Annotated in this window: 22 protein-coding genes; 5 read left to right on the top strand and 17 right to left on the bottom strand. The window is 34.6% G+C overall.

Features of this window, described 5'->3' with window-relative positions; translation table 11 throughout:
- Positions 1-35 precede the first annotated feature (35 nt).
- Positions 36-2,189, bottom strand: coding sequence for a DNA helicase RecQ (gene recQ, locus ACTJJ9_RS09095; protein ID WP_440768638.1), 2,154 nt, complete (start codon positions 2,187-2,189; stop codon positions 36-38).
- 312 nt (positions 2,190-2,501) lie between these two features.
- On the opposite strand from recQ, the gene mreBH reads away from it, so the two are divergent.
- The gene (gene mreBH / locus ACTJJ9_RS09090; protein WP_095298983.1) at positions 2,502-3,509 is read left to right on the top strand and encodes a rod-share determining protein MreBH; all 1,008 of its coding nucleotides are present in this window, start codon (positions 2,502-2,504) and stop codon (positions 3,507-3,509) included.
- Between the two features lie 417 nt (positions 3,510-3,926).
- A complete protein-coding gene (locus ACTJJ9_RS09085) occupies positions 3,927-4,064 on the top strand; it encodes a protein YkpC (RefSeq protein WP_095298984.1) in 138 nt (45 codons plus the stop codon).
- 188 nt (positions 4,065-4,252) lie between these two features.
- On the opposite strand, the gene ACTJJ9_RS09080 is transcribed toward ACTJJ9_RS09085, so the two are convergent.
- Entirely contained in the window at positions 4,253-5,416 is a 1,164-nt protein-coding gene (locus tag ACTJJ9_RS09080) for an acyl-CoA dehydrogenase family protein (protein WP_440768628.1), read from the bottom strand.
- Between the two features lie 187 nt (positions 5,417-5,603).
- On the opposite strand from ACTJJ9_RS09080, the gene ACTJJ9_RS09075 reads away from it, so the two are divergent.
- Entirely contained in the window at positions 5,604-6,836 is a 1,233-nt protein-coding gene (locus tag ACTJJ9_RS09075; RefSeq protein ID WP_440768627.1) for an aminopeptidase, read from the top strand.
- A gap of 59 nt (positions 6,837-6,895) precedes the next feature.
- Positions 6,896-7,816: a CobW family GTP-binding protein gene (locus ACTJJ9_RS09070; protein WP_095298990.1), complete on the top strand. Its 921-nt coding sequence runs from the start codon at positions 6,896-6,898 to the stop codon at positions 7,814-7,816.
- 122 nt (positions 7,817-7,938) lie between these two features.
- On the opposite strand, the gene ACTJJ9_RS09065 is transcribed toward ACTJJ9_RS09070, so the two are convergent.
- The 5 genes from ACTJJ9_RS09065 to ACTJJ9_RS09045 form a co-directional block, all read right to left on the bottom strand.
- Positions 7,939-8,526, bottom strand: a complete 588-nt coding sequence (locus ACTJJ9_RS09065; protein ID WP_440768626.1) for an OmpA family protein — start codon at positions 8,524-8,526, stop codon at positions 7,939-7,941.
- A gap of 226 nt (positions 8,527-8,752) precedes the next feature.
- Positions 8,753-10,372, bottom strand: coding sequence for an ABC-F family ATP-binding cassette domain-containing protein (locus tag ACTJJ9_RS09060; RefSeq protein ID WP_095298994.1), 1,620 nt, complete (start codon positions 10,370-10,372; stop codon positions 8,753-8,755).
- A 263-nt stretch (positions 10,373-10,635) separates the two neighbouring features.
- Entirely contained in the window at positions 10,636-11,538 is a 903-nt protein-coding gene (locus ACTJJ9_RS09055) for a CPBP family glutamic-type intramembrane protease (protein ID WP_440768625.1), read from the bottom strand.
- Between the two features lie 293 nt (positions 11,539-11,831).
- Entirely contained in the window at positions 11,832-12,734 is a 903-nt protein-coding gene (locus ACTJJ9_RS09050; RefSeq protein WP_440768624.1) for an aminoglycoside phosphotransferase family protein, read from the bottom strand.
- Positions 12,735-12,743: 9 nt separating this feature from the next.
- Positions 12,744-13,235: a DinB family protein gene (locus ACTJJ9_RS09045; protein WP_145580831.1), complete on the bottom strand. Its 492-nt coding sequence runs from the start codon at positions 13,233-13,235 to the stop codon at positions 12,744-12,746.
- A gap of 136 nt (positions 13,236-13,371) precedes the next feature.
- Between ACTJJ9_RS09045 and ACTJJ9_RS09040 the strand changes: the two genes are divergently transcribed.
- Positions 13,372-13,632: a hypothetical protein gene (locus ACTJJ9_RS09040; RefSeq protein WP_095299002.1), complete on the top strand. Its 261-nt coding sequence runs from the start codon at positions 13,372-13,374 to the stop codon at positions 13,630-13,632.
- On the opposite strand, the gene ACTJJ9_RS09035 is transcribed toward ACTJJ9_RS09040, so the two are convergent.
- The 10 genes from ACTJJ9_RS09035 to ACTJJ9_RS08990 form a co-directional block, all read right to left on the bottom strand.
- On the bottom strand, positions 13,629-14,588 hold the full coding sequence (locus tag ACTJJ9_RS09035; protein WP_440768623.1) for a DUF4349 domain-containing protein: 960 nt from the start codon (positions 14,586-14,588) through the stop codon (positions 13,629-13,631). The two genes, ACTJJ9_RS09040 and ACTJJ9_RS09035, sit on opposite strands and share 4 nt — an antisense overlap.
- Before the next feature lie 205 nt (positions 14,589-14,793).
- Complete coding sequence (gene lepB / locus ACTJJ9_RS09030) at positions 14,794-15,354, bottom strand: signal peptidase I (protein WP_095299006.1); 561 nt, start codon at positions 15,352-15,354, stop codon at positions 14,794-14,796.
- 389 nt (positions 15,355-15,743) lie between these two features.
- Positions 15,744-17,603, bottom strand: coding sequence for a PTS fructose transporter subunit IIABC (locus ACTJJ9_RS09025; protein ID WP_440768622.1), 1,860 nt, complete (start codon positions 17,601-17,603; stop codon positions 15,744-15,746).
- A gap of 12 nt (positions 17,604-17,615) precedes the next feature.
- The gene (gene pfkB, locus ACTJJ9_RS09020) at positions 17,616-18,527 is read right to left on the bottom strand and encodes a 1-phosphofructokinase (RefSeq protein WP_440768621.1); all 912 of its coding nucleotides are present in this window, start codon (positions 18,525-18,527) and stop codon (positions 17,616-17,618) included.
- Between the two features lie 459 nt (positions 18,528-18,986).
- Positions 18,987-20,180, bottom strand: coding sequence for an ABC transporter permease (locus tag ACTJJ9_RS09015; protein ID WP_440768620.1), 1,194 nt, complete (start codon positions 20,178-20,180; stop codon positions 18,987-18,989).
- 2 nt (positions 20,181-20,182) lie between these two features.
- On the bottom strand, positions 20,183-20,863 hold the full coding sequence (locus ACTJJ9_RS09010; RefSeq protein ID WP_412964907.1) for an ABC transporter ATP-binding protein: 681 nt from the start codon (positions 20,861-20,863) through the stop codon (positions 20,183-20,185).
- The gene (locus ACTJJ9_RS09005; protein ID WP_440768619.1) at positions 20,860-21,978 is read right to left on the bottom strand and encodes an efflux RND transporter periplasmic adaptor subunit; all 1,119 of its coding nucleotides are present in this window, start codon (positions 21,976-21,978) and stop codon (positions 20,860-20,862) included. Before ACTJJ9_RS09005 ends, ACTJJ9_RS09010 begins: the two co-directional genes overlap by 4 nt.
- The gene (locus tag ACTJJ9_RS09000; protein ID WP_440768618.1) at positions 21,978-22,661 is read right to left on the bottom strand and encodes a Yip1 family protein; all 684 of its coding nucleotides are present in this window, start codon (positions 22,659-22,661) and stop codon (positions 21,978-21,980) included. The genes ACTJJ9_RS09005 and ACTJJ9_RS09000 overlap by 1 nt, the downstream gene beginning before the upstream one ends.
- Before the next feature lie 116 nt (positions 22,662-22,777).
- Entirely contained in the window at positions 22,778-24,598 is a 1,821-nt protein-coding gene (locus tag ACTJJ9_RS08995; RefSeq protein WP_440768617.1) for an ABC transporter ATP-binding protein, read from the bottom strand.
- A 9-nt stretch (positions 24,599-24,607) separates the two neighbouring features.
- Complete coding sequence (locus ACTJJ9_RS08990) at positions 24,608-26,362, bottom strand: ABC transporter ATP-binding protein (RefSeq protein ID WP_095299021.1); 1,755 nt, start codon at positions 26,360-26,362, stop codon at positions 24,608-24,610.
- Positions 26,363-26,644: the final 282 nt, after the last annotated feature.

The raw sequence follows: 26,644 nt of genomic DNA, 5'->3' as shown, positions 1-26,644 counted from the left end.
CGTTTTCACTAACGATCTGGGCCATTGCTTGTATTCTATTTAGTTATAGTCGTTGACTCCAAATTCATTTTACAAATCGTAGCTTTTATTTGAAAATAACTAATTTCAGGCGGTAGTGCCTCTTTTAATGGTTTTAACAACTCTGTTCCTAGCTCATATATTTTCTCAATTATCATCGTTTCCTGCTCAGCTGTCATAATTTTTTCCCATTCAATCGGATGACCTTCTGTTATTGAACGAATAATATGATTCTGTATTGTGATTTCAGTAAGACCTCTCGCTTTACTAATTTCTGAAACTGTCGATCCTTCTTTAAATAACTGATAGCTCAAAACATGACTAGCTGTCTTATCTGTATCTATATTTTGTATGGTTTGCTTTACAACTGTATCTATCTCCTTTAATTCTGAAACAGTATCTTGTTGTAAAAATGCTCGGATTGCATGTAAAAATGCTTCCCCATATCTTTCAAGCTTTGTTTTCGCAACACCTTTTACTTCTAAAAACTCTTCATTTGTTGTTGGACATTTCTGGCTCATATCCTTTAAACTGCTATCAGAAAAAATAATATATGGAGGCACAGACAGTTGTGAGGCTAAGTTACGTCTCACTTGTTTGAGAACATCGAATAGGGCGTCATTTGCTTCAATCGCCTGTATTTTCGCTTGTTCTTTCTTAAAAACATGCTGTTTCTCAATGATTACCTTTCGAGCTTTATTTGTTAGCTCCAAGATTGGGTATTGGGCATTCGATAAAGCTAGATATCCTTCTGCTATAAGAAAATCTAAAAATTCAACAATCTGCTTCTCCGTTTTATGCTTCATTAAGGAATATGTTGAAAGCTTCTCAAATCCAAATTGACTAATCCGTTTGTTTTTTGAGCCCTTTAAAACCTGGGCTACTAATGTCTTTCCGAACCGTTCGTCCATTCTTTTAATACATGAAAATACCATTAACGCTTCATCGGTAACATCGATTTTTTCTCGTGTATCACGACAGTTCATACATTTCCCACAATCTGATTTAGGAGTTTCCTCTCCAAAATATTCAACGATATATGTTTGAATACATCTTTCAGTGTGACAAAGATCAACCATCTGTTGTAATTTTTGATACTCAAGTATTTTTTTTTCATCACTTAAAGTTGTCTGCTCAATTAAATACTTTTGGAGTTGAATATCTTGACCAGCAAATAATATCGTACATTCACTTATTTCACCATCACGTCCTGCACGTCCTGCTTCCTGATAATATGCCTCGATATTTTTAGGGAGATTATGATGAATAACATAACGAACATTTGATTTATTAATCCCCATCCCAAATGCATTTGTTGCAACCATGACGTCAATTTCATCATATAGGAATTGATCTTGCTGTTTAGTCCGTTCCTTTTCAGATAAACCTGCATGATATTTACCTGCTCTTACCCCATTTTTCGTTAAAAATTGATAAAGCTCATCAACTTCTCTTCTTGTAGCTGCATAAATAATTCCTGCTTGATCTTCGTTTGTTTTAATATATTTAGTGATAAAATCTCGTTTATTTTCACCTTTTATCACATTAAAAAGTAAGTTATCACGTCTAAACCCTGTTACAAATGTATTATCTGAATCGATATCTAATAATTGACATATATCGTTTGTAACTTCTTTTGTTGCAGTTGCAGTTAAAGCAATAACAATTGGTTTTTGTTGAAAATCATGAATCATAGTATTGATTCTTCGATAACTTGGTCGAAAATCATGCCCCCACTGTGAGATACAATGGGCCTCATCTACTGCAACCATAGATACATGTAAATCTAAGATGAGTGAGCAAAACGAGGCAGACTCAAGGCGCTCTGGAGCAATATATACAATTTTATAAATCCCATTTCGGATATCTTCTAGACGTTCATTTAATTGATTAATTGTTAAGCTGCTATTAATATATGTTGAAGGGATCCCTACTGTTTCTAAAGCATCAACCTGGTCTTTCATTAATGAAATGAGCGGAGAGATAACGATAGTTACACCATCCATAAGCAATGCTGGGATTTGATAGCAGATTGATTTACCACCACCAGTTGGCATAATCGCCAACGTATCCTTACCCTTTAAAACATTTTCAATGATAGACTCTTGCCCTTTTCGAAATGATGAATAACCAAAATATTCTTTTAATTGCTCTTTTGCTTTTTGTAACATATTCAATTCTAGCTCCTTGTGGTTCTAGTACTTTATCTATTTTCATCATTAATAGTATAACATGTTTCACATACAAGGTTCGGCTATGAAAATTCAGTCTTTTTTTGTATTTTTTTCATTCTCCATGCTGAATCATTTAAATATTGCTTGTAAGAGATATTTTTACTGTGAAAAATTTTCTTTTTAAATAAAATTATGGATCTTTTTTATCAAACTGATAACGATTATATTTCAGTATGATGACACTCCCCAAAAAACAACAAAGTTCAACATATTCTATAAGAAAGAAGGAGAAAAGAGGTTTGATATATCATGTTATCTATGACAGAGTTAGGGATAGATTTAGGAACTGCAAATATATTAGTTTATAGTAAAAACAAAGGAATTTTATTAAATGAACCTTCAGTAGTAGCAATCGATTCAGAGACAAATAAAGTTTTGGCTGTAGGAACTGAAGCTAAAAATATGATCGGTAAAACTCCTGGAAAAATTGTTGCCGTTAGACCTTTAAAGGATGGAGTTATTGCTGATTATGATGTCACAACAGACATGTTAAAATACATCATGAAGCTTACTTCTCGTAAATTAGGTATGTCAATGAGAAAGCCAACTGTTGTTGTTTGCACGCCTTCTGGAGCAACCTCAGTTGAACGTAGAGCAATTCAAGATGCAATAAAAAGCTCAGGCGCAAAAGAGGTTCATTTAATTGAAGAACCAGTTGCCGCTGCTATTGGAGCAGACTTACCAGTAGATGAGCCAATTGCCAACGTTATCGTCGATATCGGCGGTGGTACAACAGAGGTTGCGATTATTTCATTTGGTGGAATCGTTTCCTGCCACTCGATTCGAATTGCAGGAGACCAATTAGACGAAGACATTATTCAATACATTCGTAAACAATACAATCTCTTAATTGGTGAACGAACAGCCGAACAAATGAAAATGGAAATTGGCTATGCATTAATTAAACACGAAAAAGAAACTATGGATATACGTGGTCGTGATTTGGTAACAGGTTTACCAAAAACCATTACAGTATCTTCTTACGAAATGCAGGATGCCATGAAAGAATCACTTTATCATATTTTAGAAGCAATTCGTGCTACATTAGAGGACTGTCCTCCAGAATTAAGTGGAGACATTGTCGATCGTGGTGTCATTTTAACTGGTGGAGGAGCACTAATGAAAGGAATTCAAGAATGGTTAAGTGAAGAAATTGTTGTTCCTGTCCATATCGCACCTAATCCATTAGAATCAGTTGCAATCGGGACTGGAAGATCATTAACAGTAATTAATAAAATATTGAAAGCTGCAAAATAAACAACAATATGGAATCACACCTCATATATTATCTTCATTCGTGCACTTATTACTATGATAGCTGCTTATGAGGTTTGATTTCTAAATTTAATTAAAGACGAAAAAATCCGAACTATTATTTGAAATTTTGAATTTCGTATAAGTTCGGATTTTTTTAAATTGCTTTGAAAAAGCTCGATGTTCGCTTTTCATTTGCGAGATTTTCGTTAAGCTTAAGCTGCATTTCAATTGTTATAGAAGTAAGTGTAACAGCCACTTTTACCTAACCTCTTTTTTTACAAAAAATTTACACATTTATACACATCAAAATATTGCTTTATGAATATACTAGCTTTGGTTTAAATTTCATAACAAAATTGCTACAATTTAGAGCAATTTCATTTTTCGAATCAGTGTGTAAAATTGGGAGGTTTCTTTGTGAAAGATTTTAGTAGAAGAATCATTATTAGTTTGACTTTAGCGGTTATTATTATGGGTGGGATGAGCGTTTCACTCGCAAACATGCCAGCAGGTCCTTCAAATAATCATGAAGTTGTTCAAGTTCAAGGGGAGTAATGACATTTGAAAAAGACTGCATTACCTGTTCAAATTTATCATGTTAATATGAGGAAGAGTTTTCTAGGGCACAAATAAACGAGCTATAAAAATAGACATTTATTCCCCCCACTTTCCCTTACATAATCAAGTATTCAAGAATAGACTCTGAAATCTATTCTTGAATGCTTTTACTTATTTTATTTTAACTATTCACGAAACGCACGATCTGCTAATAGTTTGTATGTAATATCATCTGAAGGTGGATTATGTAAACCTGCACGTACATCTCGATAATGTCTTTGCAACGCACTTGATGTGAAAAGGCTTTGACCGCCAACAACTCTCATAGCAATATCGACAACCTCTACAGCCATGTTTGTCACGCTTGTTTTGACGATTGCTAAATCATAGGCTAAAGATGCACGTTCCTCTTTTGACTCATCCCATTTTCTAGCAATTTGATACATAAGTGAACGTGCTGTTGTTAATTTTAGATCAATATCAGCAATTTTCCTACGCACTTCAGGTACATGCATGATTGGATGTGGAAGACTTGTTGGTTGATATGTTTTCGCAAATTTAACTGCTTCATTTCTTGCCGCAATTGCAACTCCGCTATAGCAAGCTGGTATATGCAATAACCAACCTTGTGCAGTTGGACGTTCCTTTTTTTCCTTACGTTCGACTAAAGCATCAAAAGGCACTTTTACTTGCTCTAAGAGTAAGTCATCACTTCTTGTCCCTCTCATACCTAACGTATCCCATGTTTCCTCAATTGTTAAACCATTTGATGTTCTAGGGATGAGAAAATCACCAATTTCACCTGTTTCTTCTATCGTTGCAGGAACAATAAAATAATCTAATGCTGGCGCAAGGGATGTAAAAATCTTTTTCCCTGTAATAATCCAACCATTTTCACCCTTTTTAGCAATTGTTTCAGGCTTTCCTCCCCGAGCAGGACTCCCTGAGTTTGGCTCAGTTGCAGCACTATTAATTAATTTATTCCCGGAAATAACTTCCTGACAAATTCTCTCATACGTACTTGATTCCCACTTTTTTGTTTCATTTAAATTCATTAATAGCCCTAAATGCCACCCTAATGACAAAGCAGTTGCAGCATCACCTTGGGCAATTTTTTCTTGAACTAGTAAAAAATCATATAGTGATGCTCCATCCCCACCGAGATTTTTAGGGATTGTTAGCTTTAAATATCCCTCTTCCTTAAGACGGGAAAAATTCTCAAAAGGAAATAATCCCTCTCTGTCATAATGGTCAGCACGTAATGCAAATTCGTCTGAAAGCTTCGTAGTTTTTTTTAATAATTGTTTTTGTTTTGCTGTTAAAATAAATTGATCGTCTAAATAATTCAATATCTTCACCTCGATATGTCTATTTTAATCACTTTTTAACTCAGCTCAAAGTAATTAAGCTTTATTTGCTATTTCTTTTCCTAAAAATGATTATTTTGATAAAATAAATCTAACAGTTAAGAAATAATTAGAGATTTTCCAAAACTGTATGTAGTTAAGCATATCTTATTATTTGGAGGTAATCGTATTGTCAACATTTCAACAAAACCTAGAAAAGTACGCTGAACTAGCTGTTCGCGTAGGAGTTAATATCCAACCTAATCAAAATTTAACGATCAATGCTTCAACAGAGGTAGCAGAATTTGTTCGAATCGTTGTTAGAAAAGCTTATGAGGCAGGTGCTCGCAACGTTTATGTTGAATGGCATGATGACATTGTGTCAAGAACTCGCTTTGAGCTTGCATCTGAAGAAGCATTAAGCGAATACCCTGAATGGAAAGCGAAAGGTCTTGAAACATTAGCTGAAAATGACGGTGCGTTTATGTCCATTATATCATCTGATCCAGACCTTTTAAGTGGAATTGATCCGAAACGTATTGCTGCTGCTGCTAAAGCAACAGGGATTGCTCTTACAAAATACCGAAATTATTTGCAAGCAGATAAAGCAAGCTGGACAGTAATTGCCGCTGCTTCCAAAGACTGGGCTGCAAAGGTCTTTCCTAATGAAGCTGAAGACAAACAAGTCGAAAAACTGTGGGAAGCAATTTTCAGAACAACACGTACGGATCAACCTGATCCAGTAAAAGCCTGGAAAGAGCATGATCAAAATCTACATAATAAAGTTGATTATTTAAATAGTAAAAAATACAAAAAGCTTCATTACAAAGCACCTGGGACCGATTTAACAATTGAGCTTCATGATACACATACTTGGGTTGGTGCAGGTAGTGAGAATGAAAAGGGTAATTTCTTTATGGCAAATATGCCAACTGAGGAAGTATTTACTGTGCCTTTACGAAATGGAGTTAACGGTGTCGTAAAAAGTACAAAACCATTGAGCTATAGTGGAAATTTAATTGATAATTTTTCGTTAACCTTTGAAAATGGCAGAATCATTGATGTAAAAGCTGAAAAGGGTGAAGCAGTATTAAAGCAATTAGTTGAAACAGATGAAGGTTCACATTATTTAGGTGAGATTGCCCTTGTTGCACATGATTCGCCAATCTCACAATCAGGTATTTTGTTTTACAATACTTTGTTTGACGAAAATGCATCCAATCACTTAGCTATTGGAAATGGATATGCTTTCTGTGTTGAAGGCGGTAAAAAGATGTCCCGTGAAGAATTAGAAAAGGTCGGGGTGAATTCAAGTATTACACATGTTGATTTCATGATCGGCTCAGCAGAAATGGATATCGACGGAATTTTAGAGGACGGAACATCAGAAGCAATCTTCCGAAATGGAACATGGGCATTTTAATTAAGTTGGGGATCTGATGACGATCCCCTTTTAGAGCGTTTTGAAATGGGGAGAAATAGATGAAACCTGTCGAGGTTTATATTTTATCAGGATTTTTAGGTGCAGGAAAAACAACGTTATTGCAAAATATTCTGAGTCAGGAAAAACAGAATCAGCGAAAAATAGCTGTAATTATGAATGAATTAGGAGAAGTTTCAATTGATTCGAATGCAGTTGATAAAGATACACCACTTAAAGAATTGTTAAATGGCTGTGTTTGTTGTACGATTCAAGGTCAACTTGAAGTACAACTAGATAATATGCTTCGTGAATATGAGCTTGATGCTATTTATATTGAAACAACAGGTGTTGCTCATCCTATAGAAGTATTAGACTCTTGTTTATCACCGATTTTTGCTGAAAAGCTTTCTGTTCAAGCCATTATTACGATTGTTGATGCAATGCGCTGGGAAAGTCGTTCAAGTTTAAGCATACAGCTCAGAAAGCTGCTACTTGAGCAAGTTCAGCATGCAGACATTATATTGTTGAATAAAACCGATCAACTTTCAGAGATGAAAAAGGCAAATTTAGTTGCGGAAATTCAAGCCTTAAATAGCAAGAGTAAACTATTAATGACTGAATTCGCAAGCGTTCCATTAGCACAATTAAAACCGATGCAAAAGCCACTTAAAAGACATCATGAACAAACACACGTCCATGAGCATTTACATATGAGAACATATGTACATACATTTAACAAGCCTGTATCTTTGGAACAATTTGAACAATTTTTAAAAGAAATGCCAGAAACTATTTATCGAATTAAAGGCTATATTACCTTTACACATTCCGAATTACCATTTCTTTTTCAATATTCATATGGAATGCCACTATATATGAAGGAGCAACTGAAACGAAAAAATACGCTCGTTTTTATTGGAGAAAACCTTAATCACCAACAATTAGTAGCAGACCTAAAAGCTTTAGAATTAAATGATTAGAAAAAGAGATATTTTCAAACAGAAAACACATTGAGAAAAATAACCCAATGTGTTTTTTATTTGAAGCCACTTATTGATAGATAAATATGTATTATTTATTTCATGTTTGATTAAGAATAATTTTACGGCTCTATAACAAATTCGACGCGACGATTTTTGAGTTGGTCTTCAGGGTTTCCAGAATTCGGAACGATTGGATTTGCTTCACCAAACCCTGTAGCACTAAATTCAATATGATTCAATTGTTGTTGTGTTTGAAACTGCTCGATTAAATAATTTGCTCGATCCTTCGTTAACTGCAAATTAAAATTGTCGTCATCTTTGTCATCAGTATAAACATTGATATTTACCTTTGTTTTATTCGGTAATTCGCTAAATACTTTAACTAATTGATGAAAGTTTTCAATAGCTCTGTTATTGTTTGCTTGCTCATTCTTATCGTTCGATTCTTTCGGAAATTCAGTTTCATAGTAGTTAAATAATTCATCACCTTCCATACGAAGAATGATGGCATTTTCCTTCTCAATAACTACTGCATCGACTTGATCAAAGTTTACATCAAATTTAACGTTCGATTGAATTTTCTGTCCAGGAGTTACTTCAGTTCCTTCAATTTCACCAATCTCCGTTACTACAGGCTCTTCAGTCGCTTGACAACCATATAAACTTATTACTGAAAAAAATAGAAACAGGAAAAACTTATTTTTCAACAGAATATCACTCCATTACTATTGCACTACATTTACATTATTTAGAAAATATCCCAAAGTTTTCATTTCGGCAAAAAATTTCTAGACATGAAAAAAGAGGGTTACTCAAAAGGGTCTGACCCCTCCATCAAACACCGGTATATAGTAAACTAACCTCATCATTAGACTATAAATTGTGTTTGAGGGGTCTGAACCTTTGGTTTTGAGCCACCCTCCTTTTTATAAGTTAAGCATAAAGTTCCTTAACTTGCTTTTGAACATTTGCATCTTCTAAAAACTCATCATATGTCATTTGTTTATCAACAATTCCGTTTGGAGTCACTTCGATAATTCGGTTAGCAATTGTTTGAACGAATTGATGGTCATGTGAAGTAAATATCATTGCACCTTTATAAGCAACTAATCCATTATTTAGAGCTGTAATAGACTCTAAATCTAAGTGGTTTGTTGGCTCATCCAATAATAAAACATTTGCCCCACTTAACATCATTTTAGAAAGCATACAACGTACCTTTTCTCCTCCGGATAATACACTTGGCTTTTTCAATACCTCTTCACCTGAAAAAAGCATACGCCCTAAAAATCCACGAAGAAAGCTTTCACTTTGATCATTTGGCGAGTACTGACGTAACCAATCCACTAGGCTTGGTTCATTTCCAGAAAAATATTCGCTATTATCCTTTGGAAAGTAGCTTTGCGATGTTGTAACTCCCCATTTAAACGTACCGCTATCTGGCTCCATTTCGCCTGCCAAAATTTTAAATAGTGTTGTAATTGCAATTTCATTTCGTCCAACAAACGCAATTTTATCTTCCTTATTCATAATAAAGCTAATGTTATCTAAAACCTTTTCACCATCAATTGTTTTAGAAAGTCCTTCAACTCGTAGAACATCATTCCCGATTTCACGGTCTGGTGTAAAGTTAACATAAGGATATCTACGTGATGATGGTTGAATGTCATCAAGTGAAATTTTATCTAATAACTTTTTACGGGATGTAGCTTGTTTTGATTTAGATGCATTTGCACTAAAGCGAGCGATAAAATTTTGCAGCTCTTTAATTTTTTCTTCTTTCTTCTTATTCGCTTCTTGTGATAATTTCAATGCTAGTTGACTAGATTCATACCAAAAATCGTAGTTTCCTACATAAATTTTAATTTTTGCGAAATCTAAATCAGCGATATGCGTACAAACTTTATTTAAGAAGTGACGGTCATGGGAAACAACAATAACTGTATTCTCAAAATTAATCAAAAATTCTTCAAGCCATTGTATCGCATGAATATCTAGATGGTTAGTAGGCTCGTCCAATAATAGAACGTCTGGCTCACCAAACAAAGCTTGTGCTAATAAAACCTTTACCTTTTCTCCACCTGTTAAATCAGCCATCTTCTTCGAATGAAGCTCCTCTGAAATCCCAAGTCCTTTTAACAGGATTGCTGCTTCACTTTCCGCTTCCCAACCATTTAGTTCAGCAAATTCTCCTTCTAATTCAGCAGCTCTCATTCCATCTTCATCTGTAAAATCAGCCTTCATATAGATAGCATCTTTTTCTTGCATTACTTCATACAGACGTTTATGCCCCATTATAACCGTTTTTAATACTTCATGTTCTTCATATTCAAAATGGTTTTGCTTTAATACAGCTAATCGTTCACCTGGTGCCATGCTTACTTCACCAGTTTGAGCTTCGATATCACCTGAAAGAATCTTTAAAAACGTTGATTTTCCAGCACCATTTGCACCGATTAAACCGTAGCAATTTCCCGGAGTAAATTTAATATTAACATCTTCAAAAAGCTTGCGATCTCCAAATCGTAAGCTAACATTTGTCACTTGAATCATGAAACAGCCTCCAATACTTTATACATCCTCTCCAATTATAACACTTACTAACAGATTTTTATACTATCACCAATATATAGAGATTCTTTTTACAAAAACAAATAAAGATAACAACAAATATGAAAATTCACTATGCCTTTTTAACATAGTAAAAGCCTTGTTAGACAAGACAAGGCTTAAATTAAAGGAATCATACATTTTCAAACTGCTTTCTTTTTGACTGGTCTAATTGATCCAAAAAGAATTAGTCAATATATTTCAAATTATGCAACCTTACGTTTTTGTCTCCGTAAAACGATAAACATGAAAATTAATCCTGTTATGACTGTTGTTATCGCGGATGTCATCGCATTAACATTTGTCACAACAAATAGCGAAGGAATATCCCCAACAACTGTGTCCTCCATTGTTAGGAAAATACATAAAAACATATTATTTGCTGCATGAGCTCCTATTGAGTATTCTGAACTGTTCGTTTTTACTGTAATATATGTCCAAATAAAGCCCATTGCTAAATAATCAATCGCTACCCAAAATGCACCATGCTCCATCTCGGGATTAAAAAAGTGCAAACTTCCAAATATCCCCCCAATAATAATTGTGAGGATAAGCGGATGTTTCGTAATTTTTCCAGCCCATTGCAATAAGAAACCTCTAAATAATAATTCTTCAGAAGTTGTTTGAATAGGTACTAATAAGAAACACGCGACGACAAGCCACACAAACCGTGATGCATCAAATTCATTAAAAGCGTAATCGTTTGGGAAAAGTGCAAAATCTAGTATTGAAAATATAGCAAATATAGCTAGTGAAATAAAGAAACCAAAAAATATTTTAGACCAATTTACTTTCCTATAAGGCGTAATAAGTGAAATAAAACGTCTTTTTAAAATCGTTTTTACCGCTAGCCAAATTCCCAATACTGTAATGATGTTCACTATATGATATAGGTAAAAATCTACTAACGGATCTGTTAATAAGACACCTTCATTAGTCATTTCATCAAAATTCAGCAAATCAGGATTTATACATCCTGCGATTAACACTGCAATTAAATAGGCTACTGTCCCAATAATAAGCATAAATGCTAATATAACGAGAAGCGAGCTTATGTAACGCCAATGAGTGTTTTTCCCCTCATTTACTGTAATAAATGATTTTGTCATGTAACCTCTCCTCTGAATCTTCTTCAATAAGTATAACCAATCTATTTTTAACAGTTTTTAACAACTTTATCAATATTTTATAAGCTATTTTAATAAATTCTTTATAATCGGCTTCTCTTAACCGTTAAATCACCTCGTAATCTTCGTGATTCCTTTTGTTATCTGTTGTCTTCTTTTACAGGAGTACCTCACAACAATGTTCTTAAACGAAGTAATAAATATGTTATATAACCCAAGAGAAAAAAGTGGTTCACGTAACGTTGAACCACTCTTTCATTTAACCTTGGGTTTTATCACATATTCTTCATTTTCCTAAAAATATTCATGACGTTGACCCATTTCATTGATGCCTTTCCAAAGTCTTCAATATCCCAATAACGGCTTAATATCGTATGACAATAACACCATTTAATCATTCTTTCCTTTGATAAATGAAGCTGTTTAGCAAATAGTTCGAGTCGTTCCGTAATCGTTTCCTCTACATTTTGTTCTGGAAGTTCATTCAACATATATTGCGTCACATCATATTCCTTTTCACCAATTAACCCCTTTGGATCGATCGCAACCCATGATTCCTTTCCTGAAGCGAGGACATTGTAATGATGTAAATCACCATGAAGCAAAGATAATTGATTGATCGTGCTCCCTAAATGAGCATATAATGTTTCCGCTTCCATCAGCATTTCTTTTGTTATTGGTCCGATTCCATTTGGATGTGTTTTTCGGATATTAGAAAATTCATCAATCCTTTGAAAAATGGTAGGGAGTTTTGTATTTCTAGGTGCCGGCTTCCATAATTTTTTCATTACTTTAGTGATAATCATCGTCGCTTGTTTATTGTCTTTGATCGATGAAAGCTTTACACCAGGCTCAATACATTCTAAGAGCATTAATCCTTTATTTAAATCATAATCGATCATTTTTGCAATTCCATCACCATCAAATAATGTTAAAGCTTCTACTTCATTATGTAATGCATCATTTCCCGGGACAACGAGCTTCAGAACCATCCTTCTACCGTCCCTATGAAGAACTGGTGCAACGAAATTATAGGACAATTCATATGGAGATAAGACCTTAATCGACCATTGCTCCTCACATTCTTTAATTAAATCTGGAAATTTACGTAACCACCGTTCACCATGTTCTTTATGTACAGATTTTATTGTATAAATAAATTTTTCTGGTAACATCATGACTTAGAGTTAATACAAATCAAACATATTAATAGGATGATTTAACTGTTTAAGATAATTGAATAACTGTGCACGATGGTGATACGTATGAGTAACAATTTCCATTAGCCATTTTATTTGGACATGACCGCCTTGTTCATAGTAAAATGGCTTTGTTTTTTTATTCAATAACTCATCCTCACTAAGTGAGTTGACGTAATTTTTTAAAACGCTAAGGTTCTCCTTCATCATTTCTCCTAACTTTTCTCGATCTTTAACCTCCGCGATTTCCTTTTCTACCTTTTCATATTCCTCCATACTTTTTTCCAGCATGAGACAGGCTAAATCAGAGCGTGGAATTGCAATTAAATGGTGAACAAGCTCCTCTAGTGATCTCATATTTTCAGTTGGTCTATATTCCCATTGCTCATCCTCTATTTTTAATAGTAAATTTGCTGTTGTTTTAACCGCTAATTCTAGCTCATCAAAGAGCATATTTGTAACTGTATTTATCGAATTCATCTTTTAAAAAATCTCCCTTCCCAATTTCATAATTGCCTATTTTCTACATTCAACATTTCACACAATTGTTCCTCCTTATTTAGTCGATTTAAAGAAGATATGATAAAATAATTAATTAGTGAAAGGAGAATTCATCATGAAATTACATACATTAATCGAATACTGTCTACTTATCTTTATTTCAGGTCTTTATTTTGCTTTTCTTGGTTTTCAATCAAAAGGATTGACATTCATAATCGGAGTAATCTTCCTTTATATTATTATCAATTTTTCCACGAAAAAATTTATTTCAAACTATGTGCCAATTGATAAAAAAATGTCCATTTTAATAAGTGTTTTGATGATTTTAGGAACTGTTTTTATCACGATGTTACTATTAACGCTCCTTGCGATTTAATCGGTAGTTTCATCTATTTTAGGTGGTTTTCCATTTTGTTTGCGTCTCTTTATTACAAAAAGCCAAAGTAGAAATAGTAAACCACCTATTAGGATAAAAATTGGTAGACTTCCTACGAGGAGGACAAATAAGCTTGAGCCCGCCTGTAATAAAAAGTTTAAACTCTTCATAAATTGTTCCTTCGTTTTCTCCCAGGTATTTAAGTTGTCATTATCAAGTGATGGCACTTTTACCGTATCCTGTGTTATATAAATTGTAACCGTAGATAGCTCAACTTGATTAGAAAGATAATTCATCCTCCCTTTTATCTGTTCGATTTCTTCTTGAACAGTTGCTAAATCTGTTGAAATTTTTAATAAGTCTTCTGTCTTTTCTGCATTTTTCATAAAGTCTAATAAACGTGCTTCTACAACTTGTTTTGATTTCAAACGAGATTCTAGGTCTACAAATTCCTCTGTTACATCCTGTCCAGTAATGTTTCGCTCGATTACCTTTGTACTTCCAGCTTCAACAGCTTGGACAAATGATTCAAATTTATTTTGTGGAATTCTGACAGTAAGTGTCCCCTCTAAACCTTCATCTTCACCGATAGAATTTGAGTTAGAATTAACAATATAGCCGTTTGCTTCAGATAATTTTTGTTGAATTAGTTTTAATGTTTGCTCATAACTTTCAACTTTAATGGAGAGGTTTGCCGTATAAATAACCTTTCTTGCCTGTTGATTCATCTGCTTTATCTCCGCTGTTTCATTCTCCTTTTGGTCCATATTAACTTCAGTTTCTGATTTCATATTTGCATCTTGTTCCACTTCTGCTTGATTAGTAAAACTGCTTTTCGACTCCGCCTCAGATGGCGCTTTGTCAGCTTGACTGTTTTCTTCACTTGAATTGTTACTGCAACCGATAAATAACATCATCAGTAAGCTAAGAGAAATGATTGAGAAAATTCTTTTCATCTAAATCATCCTTTTTCATTTTTTTGACGCTTACAGAAGTAGTCGAACCATATGTAAAAATGTTACAAAGAAAAGTAAAAGTTCTCTGTCTATCATATAAATTTAGAGAATGAGCTATTTCGCTTTTGTATCCAGTTTTATCTTCGAGCACCTTGAGCTGCTCTAAAATAAAAAAGATAGAGGTTTTCCTCTATCTTTTTTATCACTATTCTGTTTTACTAAAATGACTTAACGGAAAAAAAATAAATTCCGATTTGCCTAAGATTCTATCTGATTCTATTAATCCAAGTCCATTGCGGCTGTCCATACTATCAAGGCGATTATCTCCCATAACGAAGTACTTATCTTCGGGAACTTCAATTTCTTCAAAATCGCTCGTTAGAAGCAAGCCCATTTCTTCTGCTTCCTCTTCATTAGCTGCTAAATACGGCTCTGAAATCTTCTTACCGTTAACATATACTTCTCCTTGTTCTGCACTAACCTTGTCTCCTGGTAAACCAATGATTCTTTTTACATAGCGAATATTTTCTTCTTTCCCATCTATTATGACGATATCTCCTTTTTTAATTTCTCCAATATATTTCAATGTTTTATTTACAAAAAGGCGATCTCCATCTTTTAATGTCGGATCCATTGATGATCCTTCAACAACATATGGTTCAAATATAAAGAAACGAATGATAAGCGCAAGCCCTAGTGCAAAAACAATCGCCTTCGTCCATTCCCAAATTTTTGATTTTGAAGATACTGTTTCAGTTCGTGCCATGGTTGAATCCTCCTAATTAAATGCTTATCTCCATTATACCTATTTACGACTAATTATTTGCTATAAATAAAAAAAATCCTTTAACTTTTTATATTTTTTACAAAATAATCATATAAAGTAAAAAAATGGGGTTTGTTTTTTTGTGGTAAGTTTATTTCATCTTTTCGTAATTTTTATGACAAAACATATTTATTTTTATTCTATATTAGCATGTTAATTTGCTTTCGAGTAATTACGTTATTAGCATTGCTTTAATTTTTTTATCAATACAAAATTACATATTCGAAGATCCATAGAGAGTTAGTATAAACCCAACATTCATTCGTTATCTTTTCCATTATAATAGAAAAAGGGCCCAAATCTTCGTTTCAAGACTTGAGCCCTTATGTTTATTCGTTTACTGGTTTTTTTAAGATTCCTAACAAAATCGCAGTAACAATAGCACCGATTACAATTGCAACAAAATATAATACTGGATTCCCTTCGACAAGCGGAATTACGAAAGCTCCACCGTGAGGGGCACGAAGACCATTTCCAAAGAACATTGCTAACGCTCCGGCAACTGCTGAACCTGCGACTACTGAAGGAATAACACGTGCTGGATCAGAGGCTGCAAATGGAATTGCCCCCTCAGTAATAAATGAAGCTCCCATAATATAGCAAGTAATACCTGCCTCACGTTCACGCTTTGTAAATTTATTTCTAAAAATTGTTGTAGCAAGTGCAATTCCTAAAGGAGGAACCATCCCACCTGCCATAACAGCTGCATGTGGAGCAAAATTCCCAGCGTCAATCATCGCAATCCCGAAAGTAAATGCCGCTTTATTGATTGGACCACCCATATCAATCGCCATCATTCCACCAAGAATTAAGCCAAGCAACACTAAATTTCCTGTACCTAATCCACCTAAAAAATCACTAATTAATAAATTTAATTCACTTACAGGTTTGTTTACGACAAAATACATAATCATTCCAACTGAAAATATCCCTAATACTGGATAAAGAAGAACTGGCTTTATTCCTTCTAATGAAGCTGGAAGACCAGATAATAGCTTTTTCAATAAGACAATTACATAACCTGCTAAAAATCCTGCAATTAATCCACCTAAAAATCCTGCTCCACCTTGTGCTGCCATAAAACCGCCGACCATACCTGGAGCTAAACCTGGACGATCTGCAATACTTAAAGCGATAAACCCAGCTAATACAGGAATCATTAACCCAAATGCATTTCCGCCACCAATTGTATTTAATGCCGCTGCAAACGCATTATAAGATTCATGATTAGGATCAGAAGCATGAATACCGAACATAAATGAAAGGGCAATTAAAATACCACCACCAACAACAAATGGGAGCATATTTGAAACACCATTCATTAAATGCTTATAAAATCCAGATCTCTCACTACCGCGATCTTCTTTTTTACCTTCACCATTTCCTTTATAAATGGCTGCATCTTGCTTTAATGCACGTTCAATTAATTCCTGTGGTTTTCTGATTCCGTCAGCAACCGGAACAATGATTACGTGCTTCCCTTTAAAACGTTCCATTTCAACATTTTTGTCAGCTGCAACAATAATGGCAGTTGCCTCTTCAATCTCTGCATCTGTTAAGACATTTTTCGCTCCACCTGAGCCATTTGTCTCAACTTTAATTGAAACATTCATTTCTTTTGCTTTTTCCTTTAAAGAATCAGCTGCCATATACGTATGCGCAATCCCCGTTGGACAAGCGGTAACAGCTAAGATTTTCCCACTGTTCAAAGCAGGTGCAACTTCTTCTTCATCTTGCCTATCATATTTATCAATAATTGATAACACTTCATCACTTGTTTTTGCTTGTAACAGCTGGTCTCTCACTTCTTGCTTCATCAAAATTGATGATAATTTCGACAACGCTTCCAAATGCGTGTTGTTCGCTCCTTCAGAGGCTGCAATCATAAAAAACAAATGACTTTGTTGCCCATCAAGTGCTTCATAATCAATTCCTGCTTTAGAACGACCAAAAGCAATTGCAGGACTTTTCACTGCGTTTGTTTTTGCATGGGGAATGGCAATACCATCACCAATGCCAGTTGTACTTTGCTTCTCGCGATTTAATACAGCCTTTTCATATTCTTCTTTGTTGTTTAATTTTCCAGCTGAATCTAATACGGTTACTAATTCGGAGATAACTTCTCCTTTTGAGCCAGAACCAAGATTTAGTTTTATTGTCTCTTTTGTTAAAAGCTCAGTTATTTTCATCGTTCTTCCCCCTTACACCTTTTTTACCTGTATTTGAGGTAATAATTCCTCAATTTTTTCTTCAGTACAAAGCTCCATTGAAAAAGCAGTAGCACTTCCTGAAGCAACGCCAATTTTAAAGGCATCTTCTAATGGAGCGTTTTTTGTATATGCACTTAAAAACCCACCTACGACCGAATCTCCGGCACCTACTGAATTAACCACATTTCCCTTCGGAACGTTTGCAATATAGCAATCGTTTTCAGTAACAAGTAAAGCACCCTTTTCTGCAAGAGATACGATTACATTTTCAACACCTTGATTCACTAATTTTTTTGCATATACAAGTGCTTCCTCTGGTGTTTGAATGTTAGTTTTAAATAAATCTCCAAGCTCATGGTGATTTGGTTTAATTAAATATGGTTTAAGTTGGACAACCTCTTCCAATGCATCACCTGAAACATCTGCAACAACTTTAATTTCTTTTTCTTTACATAAAGAAATAATTTTCTTATAAATTGTTGGTGGTAATGTTCCTGGAATACTACCAGCTAACACAACGATATCTTCCTTTGTCATTTTTTTAAATGCTTCCATGAATTCGCCTAACTGCTCATCTGTAATCATTGGTCCAAGTCCGTTAATTTCTGTTTCAACATTTGTTTTTAATTTAATGTTAATTCTTGTGTCCCCAGAAACTTGAACAAAATTTGTGTTTATTTTTTCGTTTGCTAGGAAATCTTTAACAAATTTCCCTGTAAAGCCACCAATAAAACCTAAAGCGCTTGATTCGACTCCTAATCGTTTCATAACGCGTGATACATTTATTCCTTTTCCACCTGGGAATTTTGTATCGTCAGTTGTTCGGTTCAAAGAACCTATTTCAAATTGTTCTACTCTTACGATGTAATCAACTGATGGATTCAATGTTACGGTGTAAATCATTTATTCACGACCTTTATTGCATTTATTTTTACAGTAAAGAACTAAAATACTCTGTATATAGCTTACGGAACTTTTAATTCAAATATAAATTCAGTTCAACCAATCAAAGCAAATCTTTTAATCTGAAATACTTAAGGATTATCTATTTATAAAGTCCTATTTTAAGATTAGAAAACTAGCATCTTATTTGTTTCTACTCACTGTAAGCGAATACATCCGTTCCTTACACGTTTATTATACTTTCACTTTCCGCCAAAATCAATCATATTTTTTTCAAAAATAATCAAAAACATTCATTTTTCGACTATTCCTGGTCGTTTATGATTATTACAAATAAAAAACGAGGGTGACTCAAAAGGCACTGCCCCCTCAAACACCATATATAGAACTAACTTCATCATTAGTCAATATATTGTGTTTGAGGGGTCTGAACCTTTGATTTTGAGCACCCTCGTTTATCTATTCGTATCGTAATGCTTCAATTGGATTTAATCGTGCTGCTTTATTTGCTGGAAGCATTCCGAAAACAACACCAATTATCATTGAGAATAACAAGCCTCCTACCACTACTTGCCAAGAAATTAGTGATGGCCAGCCTGCAAACATCGAAACTATATTAGCTGCTACTGTTCCTAAAAGTATCCCAACGATCCCGCCAATTAATGTTAATGTAACAGCTTCGATCAGGAATTGTGTGAGAATTTGACTTTTAGAAGCACCAAGCGCTTTTCGTATTCCAATTTCTCTTGTCCGTTCCGTCACAGAAACGAGCATAATATTCATCACACCTATCCCACCGACAACTAATGAAATTCCAGCGATCGATCCGATAATTAATGTCATAATTGTTGTAATTTGGCCGATACCTTCTGCCATCTCCTCCATATTAAACACTTTGTAGGATTCTTCTGCATTATGTTTCGTATTTAATAATGTTGTTGCTTTCTCTCCAGCTTCTCGCATAGCATCAGCATTTTCAGCTTGTAAAGTCACTTGGTTAAAGTCACTTTTACCGAAGGAAGATTTAAATGTATTTGAAGGGATATAGATTTCCATCGTACCGAAGGAAAACAATCCCGTTGGTTTTTCTAATACACCGACAATTTCAATTGGTTGACCTTTAATCCAGACGACTTGACCAATAGGGTCTTCTTCCTTGAACATTTCCTTTTGGAGTTCATAGCTAATAATTCCGACACGAGTTCCCCCAATAAAATCCGCCTCTAACAAATTTCGTCCATTTTCAACGTTCAATCCGTTAACTTCAATGTATGCTTGATTAATTCCGTATACATTTGTATCAGCCGTTTCTTCACGAAAACGTGTTTGAAAATATTCTGTAGAGGAGGCGACAACTTTTTTCACTTCAGGGATTTCACTTAACGCCTTTACATCATCTTGTGTGAACGCAGCTGTCAGAAACGCATTCGGATTTGACATTATTTCTTCTTCACTAGGTTCATAGTAAACCTCAATTGTATTTCCTGGTCCTGTTATCGAGGTTTTTAATAGTTGCTCTCCACCTTGCCCAATTGCTACAACTAAAATAACAGAGGCAACTCCGATGATAATCCCTAACATCGTTAAAATAGAACGAAGCTTATGTGCAAGAACTGAACTTAATGCCATCTTCATATTTTCAAGTAAACTCATCTCTATCTCCCCCGTTCTTCATCGGAGAGAATTAGTCCATCCCTTACCGTTATGATTCTCTTTGCATAATCTGCAACCTCTTGCTCATGTGTAACAAGAATAACAGTTACACCCTCTTTATTTAATTCAGTAAACTGTTCCATAATCGAAATACTCGTTTTCGTATCAAGTGCTCCTGTTGGTTCATCGGCTAAAATGATTTTTGGATGATTGACAATTGAGCGTGCAATTGCGACACGTTGCTTTTGTCCACCTGACAATTCATTTGGTAAATGGTTCACACGATTTGCAAGACCAACTTTTTCTAAGGCACGTTTTGCCCTTACTTCTCTTTCCTTCCTTCCAACACCAGCATAAATCATTGGAAGTTCTACATTCTTTAATGCCGTTAATCGTGGTAACAGTTGAAATTGCTGAAAGACAAAACCAATTGAGAGATTTCGGACCTTTGCTAACTCTTCATCTTTATATGCTGATATGTCTTCATTCCCTAATAAATATGTTCCACTTGTTGGATTATCTAAGCAGCCGATAACATTCATTAACGTCGATTTACCCGATCCAGATGGTCCCATAATGGCGACAAATTCACCCTCATTGATGCTTAAATTGATATCCTTTAAAACATCTAGAATTTCTTCTCCTACTTTGTAGCTTTTAGAAATAGATGTGAGTTGAATCATTTTTTTGTCACTTCCACACCGTTTGTTAAAGCATCTGAAGGATTTACAATAACCTCTTCCTCATCATTTAGCCCTGATTTTATTTCCATATACTCATCACTAGGGGTTCCTATCGTAATCTCTTTACGGATCGCTTTTCCATTCTGATAAATATAAACATAATTTGCTTCACCATCTTGCTTTACTGCACTTAACGGAACCGTTTTGACTGACCGTTTTTCTGTCTGAATTTCCATAATTAGCTTAAAGCCTGGTTTTGCTGGTAAATCCTTTTCATCAATCGAGACTTCAATGGGATATTGTACAGCTGCTTCTTCAGTTCCAACAGCTGTTTCAGTTTTTTCAGGTAATAAACTTACTTTTGTGACAGTTCCTTTCCATTCTTGCTCAGGAATGACATCTGATTTAAGAATAACAGGTTGTTTTTCTTTAATTTTCAATGAATCATATTCTGAGATATATCCTTTCACTACATAATGATCAATTTTTCCAATATGTAATATTGGTGTTTGTACCGTTCCTGAAATTGCTTCCTTGTCGATAGAAAGCACTGTACCCGCCATTTCACTTTTCACTTCAAGCTCAGCCAACTTCTTCTCAATCGTTTCCTTTTGCAGATCTGTTTGTCTTGCTTCAAGATTTGCCACCTTTAAATCGATTTCTAACTGCTCTTTTTCTGTATCGATTTGCTTTTCTGCCTCTTCTTCACCAACTTGCTTTGCAAGCTCTTCCTCCTTGTCCTCTAAATCTTCTATTTGCTCCTTTAATCGATTAATTTGCAAATACGACGATTCTAATGACAAGGCATTTTGCTCCTTTTCTAATTCAAGCTGTTCATTTTCGTAACGAAGTAAAGGAGTTCCCTCTTTCACCTGGTCTCCTTCATTAACAAGTATCTCTGCTATTTTTCCTTTCTCAGAATCTATATATATATAATCCTCCTGACTTAACGATAATGTTCCTGGAATCATAACATTTCCAGTAATCTCTCGTTCCTCTACCTTTGCAGTTTTGACAGTCGGGTTTTCTTTATTTAAAGATTTAACAACATTTATACCAATAAGCAAAACAATAAGTGTGCCAACGGCAATAGATATCCATACCTTTTTCTTCATTATACTTGTGTCAGTCCTTCTAGAGCACTACTACCCGCAGCTATTCCAGCAGTGATAAGAATTCCGATAACAAATAAAACGATAACGATAGTAATTGCGGATTGTTTTGACAACTTTGCTACCTTAATAAGACCGATGGCTAAAAGAACTTGATACCATATGCTAAATACTTCAATCGAGTTTAAAATAGCTCCGACTGGACCTGTCGCTGCAATAAAACTATTCAAACTAGTAAACATAATAGCTGGGTCCTCACCTAATACCAAAGCTAATAATTGATTAATAATAGAGCCTAAAATAGTAATAAAAGACACAAAAATGATTAAAGAAAACATCTGCTTAAATCTAACATCTGATTTCACCATTTTTGCTGCTAAAAAATATATTGCTGCGAAGAAAAGATATCCTATTGGTACCGTGAATAAACTTGCAATCCCACCACCAACAGCACCGAATATCTTAATCATTTCTAATTCTTCAGGTGACGATTCTTCAAGACCAGGAGTCATCGTATAATCCATATTTAATACAACTACTACAGCTAAAATTGTTGTAATTAAAGTAAACAAAATAAGCGGTATCCAAATAACCGGCCTTTCTCTTAATCTCTCAAATTGTTCACCTGGGCTAAAAATCATACCGAATAATGATGGCTTTTTCGTTTGTACTGTTTCATTCCCCATTTGTAAATAACCTCCATTTTATGTACTCATTAACTAATACGAGGAGATCCGGAAATAGTTTCATCATTTATTTTCCAAAAATAAAAAACGCCAAGATGACGTTTTTTATTCGGATATTAACCTACCTCTAACATTTGAAATTGTGCTTTTACAAGCCCATAATAAATCCCTCTTTGCTCCATTAATTCCGTATGATTCCCTTGCTCCATAATTTCCCCATGGTCAAGAACGAATATATTATCAGCCTCTCTAATTGTTGATAGCCGGTGGGCAATCATAATCCCTGTACGACCATGCAATAATGTTTTTAATGCCTTTTGGATTTTTATCTCTGTTTCCGTATCAATGCTTGCAGTCGCTTCATCTAAAATGATAATAGTTGGATTTGCTAATAAAGTTCGTGCAAAAGATATAAGCTGTCGCTCTCCGACAGATAATACATTTCCTCGCTCTTCAACCTCTGTTAAATAGCCATCTGACAATTTTTGAATAAAGTCATCCGCACCAACTGCTTTTGCGGCTTCAATCACTTCCTCATCAGATGCTAAAGGATTACCAAAACGAATATTATCAATTATCGTCCCAGAGAAAATAAATGTATCCTGAAGAACAACACTAATTTGTGAGCGCAATTTTTCAATTGAAATATCTTTAATATTGACACCATCTATCCTTACTTCGCCACTTGTTACATCATAAAATCGACTAATCAAATTGGCAATCGTCGTTTTTCCAGATCCCGTATGACCAACCAACGCGACCGTTTGACCTGCATCTATTGTAAATGAAACTGAGTTTAATGCCTTTCTTTTTGAATCATACGCAAATTCAACCGACTCAAACTCAATTTTCCCTTTCATTTCATTTACTTCAATTGGATTAAGTGCATCCTTAACAATTGGCTTTTCATCAATAAATTCAAAAATTCGTTCAGAGGAAGCCATTCCTATTAAAAGCTGGTTATATACTTGACCTAATCTGGATATCGGCTCCCAAAACATTCCTAAATAAAATGCAAATGAAACAAAGATACCAATTGAAATTGTTTCATTTGCAATTAAGGTTGCCCCATACCATAATAAGATGGCCGTACCAATTGCATTTGTCATCTCAACCATTGGCGTAAACATCGCATTTCTTCTTGTTGCATTTCTCCATGACTGAAAGTTTTCCGTGTTAACACCATCAAAAAATGCGATATTTTCTTGCTCCTGTGTATAGGATTGCGTAACACGAATCCCTTGAATCGCCTCATTTAAATGTGAATTTAATTTTGATTGCTTTAATCTCACCGATTGCCATGAACGACGAATTTTTTTTCGAAGACTCGTCGAAATAAAAAACATGATCGGTACAATAATTAGAATAGCGAGAGTCAGCTGTGGGCTTAGTGTAAATAGCAAAACGACTACCCCTATTAAAAGGAGGAAATCCATTAATAGATTAATAACTCCACTTGTAAATAGCTCCTGTAAGGAATTAATATCATTCATAATACGAACTAAAATTGAACCCGCTGATCTTTGATCAAAAAACCGATGTGAAAGTGATTGAACATGTGTAAATAAATGTTTGCGCAAATCATAAATGACATTTTGCCCCAACTGATTCGTCCATTTTATTCGAAAACGGTTGGCTATATAGGATAGCACATACATCCCAGCTATTGTTGAAACAAGAATTGTTAACAGCCTAGTGTCATTGTTCTTAATTGCATAGTCCAACGTATATTTACCGATTAATATTGGCGCAACTAACCGGACGATTGCTGATACGATTACTGCTAAGAAGGCTAAAGGAAGCAGATTTTTAACATATGGTTTTAAATAGCTTAATAATCTCCACATCTGCTTCCAGTTAAACGGCTGGTCAATAATTGTATCTGTTGAATATTGAAACCTTTCCTTTATCAATACTTTTTTCTCTTGATTATTCATTATTCACACCTACCCGACAGTTGACTGAAGCACAGCCTTCTGATCTTTATATTGAATATCATAAATCCGCTTATAGTACCCATTCCTCTCAACTAGCTCCTCATGCTTACCTCTCTCAATGATTTCACCATTTTCAAGCACAAGAATTTCATCTGCATGCTTGAGTGAAGAAATACGGTGAGCAATAATAAATGTCGTTCTACCGTACATTACTTCCTTTAGTGCCTTTTGTATATGCACCTCTGTTGTCATATCTACAGCACTTGTAGAATCATCTAATATTAAGATTCGAGGATTCAAACAAATTGCCCTTGCGATTGCAATCCGTTGCTTTTGACCACCAGATAAACCCATTCCTCTTTCACCAAGCATCGTATCATACCCATTAGGAAGCTCCATTATAAAATCATGTGCCTGTGCTCTTTTAGCAGCATCAATTATCGTTTCCATTGATGCATCAGGTCTTCCATAAGAAATATTTGCTTTTATAGTAGAGGAAAAGAGAAACGATTCTTGTAAAACAACACCAATATTTTCTCTAAGTGTCTTTAATGAATAATCACTTATTTCCCTGCCGTCAACAAGAATCCGTCCACTTGTTGGCAAGTAAAACCTCGTTAACAATTGGGTGATACTCGTTTTCCCAGAGCCCGTTCCACCAATCAATCCAATCGTTTTACCTGGAGGAGCATCAAAGGAAATATGCTGAAGTGCTAAACTGTCTTCAGGCTTATATCGTAAACTAACATTTTCAAACGTGACATGTCCTTCAATTCCAGAAACATTTACGATATCAATCTTGTTTCGAATTGTCTCCTCTGCTTCAAGAATTTCTAGTAAGCGTTCACCAGAAGCCTTAGATTGGGAAAAATGATTGATTGTAAAACCAAGATGCATAATCGGCCCCATTAAATACCAAACAAGGCTAAAAAAAGCAACTAGCTCGCCAAGCTGTAAGCTACCTCGCATAACGAGAACGCTTCCAAATGCCAATAGCGCAACAACACTTATATTTCCAATCAACTCCATAAGCGGAAAATACTTCGACCAGACAAGTGATGTATTCAAATATTTTTCTTTATAATTTCCATTAGCATTGTTGAATTTTGAAATTTCAAAATTCTCCTGAGACAATGCCTTCACGGTTTGAATTCCACTTATATTCTCTTGAACATTCGTATTTAGCTTACCAAAGGATTTACGTATATTACGAAAAGCGGGATGAACGCGTTTATCAAATTGATAAACAGCAATCCCTAGAAAAGGTAATGCCGCGATCGTAACCAGCGTTAATGGCACCGAATAAAAAAACATAACCGTTAATGTACCAAATACTAGGAGAAAGAATCGCATAAGCTCTGCAAAGCCAAATGATAAAAAGAAGCGAAACCCCTCAACATCTGCAGTAAGCCTTGACATTAAATCACCAGTCTTCGCATTATCATAATAGGAAAACGGCAATCGTTGTAATTTTTCATATAGCTCATTGCGAAGACGATATACGGAGTTAATCCCAAACATATCACCAAGAAACTGATGAAAATAAGCAGATACCCCTTTTACTGCCATTAATGATAAGAAGCCAACGACAATCCATGGTATGTATTCATACTGTTCCTTTAGGACGACTTCATCAATTGTTAATTGTAATACGATAGGATAAATGACTGTGATTGCTGTTATAAATATGACAAAAAACAATGACCAAAAGAAATATCTTTTATATGGCCAATAAAAGATTTTCAGCTTTTTAAACGTCTCCATCCAAACCCCTCCCCTTTGTGAAAAACTTTGTTTTATTTTTACAATAATTGATTATATCACAGGAAATGAATAGATATATCGGAAATCGAAATAATTTTAAAACAAAAAAAAATAGTTACTTTTAGCTTTGATGCTCCCTCCCTTTTTGAAAAAATGAGAATCATTTCTTATAGGTTTCAAAATTAAAAAAGAGAAACAACAAAAAATGCAGTTTTTCATACCTAGTAACGATATGCATAAAAAGCATTTTTATGAGTTGTCTCTTCATTATTTATCTTTTTT

This window comes from Metabacillus sp. 22489 (assembly GCF_052044855.1).
In the GTDB taxonomy this organism is placed as follows: Bacteria; Bacillota; Bacilli; order Bacillales; family Bacillaceae; genus Metabacillus; species Metabacillus niabensis.
The sequence above is the reverse complement of the archived record's forward strand: the minus strand, read 5'-3'. Positions and strand labels throughout refer to the sequence as shown.

Bases quoted from the DNA above. Each gene is read 5' to 3' on its own strand.
- mreBH (WP_095298983.1), top strand. From the start codon at position 2,502: ATGTTATCTATGACAGAGTTAGGGATAGATTTAGGAACTGCAAATATA.
- ACTJJ9_RS09040 (WP_095299002.1), top strand. From the start codon at position 13,372: ATGAAATTACATACATTAATCGAATACTGTCTACTTATCTTTATTTCA.
- ACTJJ9_RS09035 (WP_440768623.1), bottom strand. From the start codon at position 14,588: ATGAAAAGAATTTTCTCAATCATTTCTCTTAGCTTACTGATGATGTTA.
- pfkB (WP_440768621.1), bottom strand. From the start codon at position 18,527: ATGATTTACACCGTAACATTGAATCCATCAGTTGATTACATCGTAAGA.
- ACTJJ9_RS09060 (WP_095298994.1), bottom strand. From the start codon at position 10,372: ATGATTCAAGTGACAAATGTTAGCTTACGATTTGGAGATCGCAAGCTT.
- ACTJJ9_RS08995 (WP_440768617.1), bottom strand. From the start codon at position 24,598: ATGAATAATCAAGAGAAAAAAGTATTGATAAAGGAAAGGTTTCAATAT.
- ACTJJ9_RS09010 (WP_412964907.1), bottom strand. From the start codon at position 20,863: ATGATTCAACTCACATCTATTTCTAAAAGCTACAAAGTAGGAGAAGAA.
- lepB (WP_095299006.1), bottom strand. From the start codon at position 15,354: ATGGCACGAACTGAAACAGTATCTTCAAAATCAAAAATTTGGGAATGG.
- ACTJJ9_RS09070 (WP_095298990.1), top strand. From the start codon at position 6,896: ATGAAACCTGTCGAGGTTTATATTTTATCAGGATTTTTAGGTGCAGGA.
- recQ (WP_440768638.1), bottom strand. From the start codon at position 2,189: ATGTTACAAAAAGCAAAAGAGCAATTAAAAGAATATTTTGGTTATTCA.
- ACTJJ9_RS09025 (WP_440768622.1), bottom strand. From the start codon at position 17,603: ATGAAAATAACTGAGCTTTTAACAAAAGAGACAATAAAACTAAATCTT.
- ACTJJ9_RS09005 (WP_440768619.1), bottom strand. From the start codon at position 21,978: ATGAAGAAAAAGGTATGGATATCTATTGCCGTTGGCACACTTATTGTT.
- ACTJJ9_RS09050 (WP_440768624.1), bottom strand. From the start codon at position 12,734: ATGATGTTACCAGAAAAATTTATTTATACAATAAAATCTGTACATAAA.
- ACTJJ9_RS09045 (WP_145580831.1), bottom strand. From the start codon at position 13,235: ATGAATTCGATAAATACAGTTACAAATATGCTCTTTGATGAGCTAGAA.
- ACTJJ9_RS09015 (WP_440768620.1), bottom strand. From the start codon at position 20,180: ATGAGTTTACTTGAAAATATGAAGATGGCATTAAGTTCAGTTCTTGCA.
- ACTJJ9_RS08990 (WP_095299021.1), bottom strand. From the start codon at position 26,362: ATGGAGACGTTTAAAAAGCTGAAAATCTTTTATTGGCCATATAAAAGA.
- ACTJJ9_RS09055 (WP_440768625.1), bottom strand. From the start codon at position 11,538: ATGACAAAATCATTTATTACAGTAAATGAGGGGAAAAACACTCATTGG.
- ACTJJ9_RS09000 (WP_440768618.1), bottom strand. From the start codon at position 22,661: ATGGGGAATGAAACAGTACAAACGAAAAAGCCATCATTATTCGGTATG.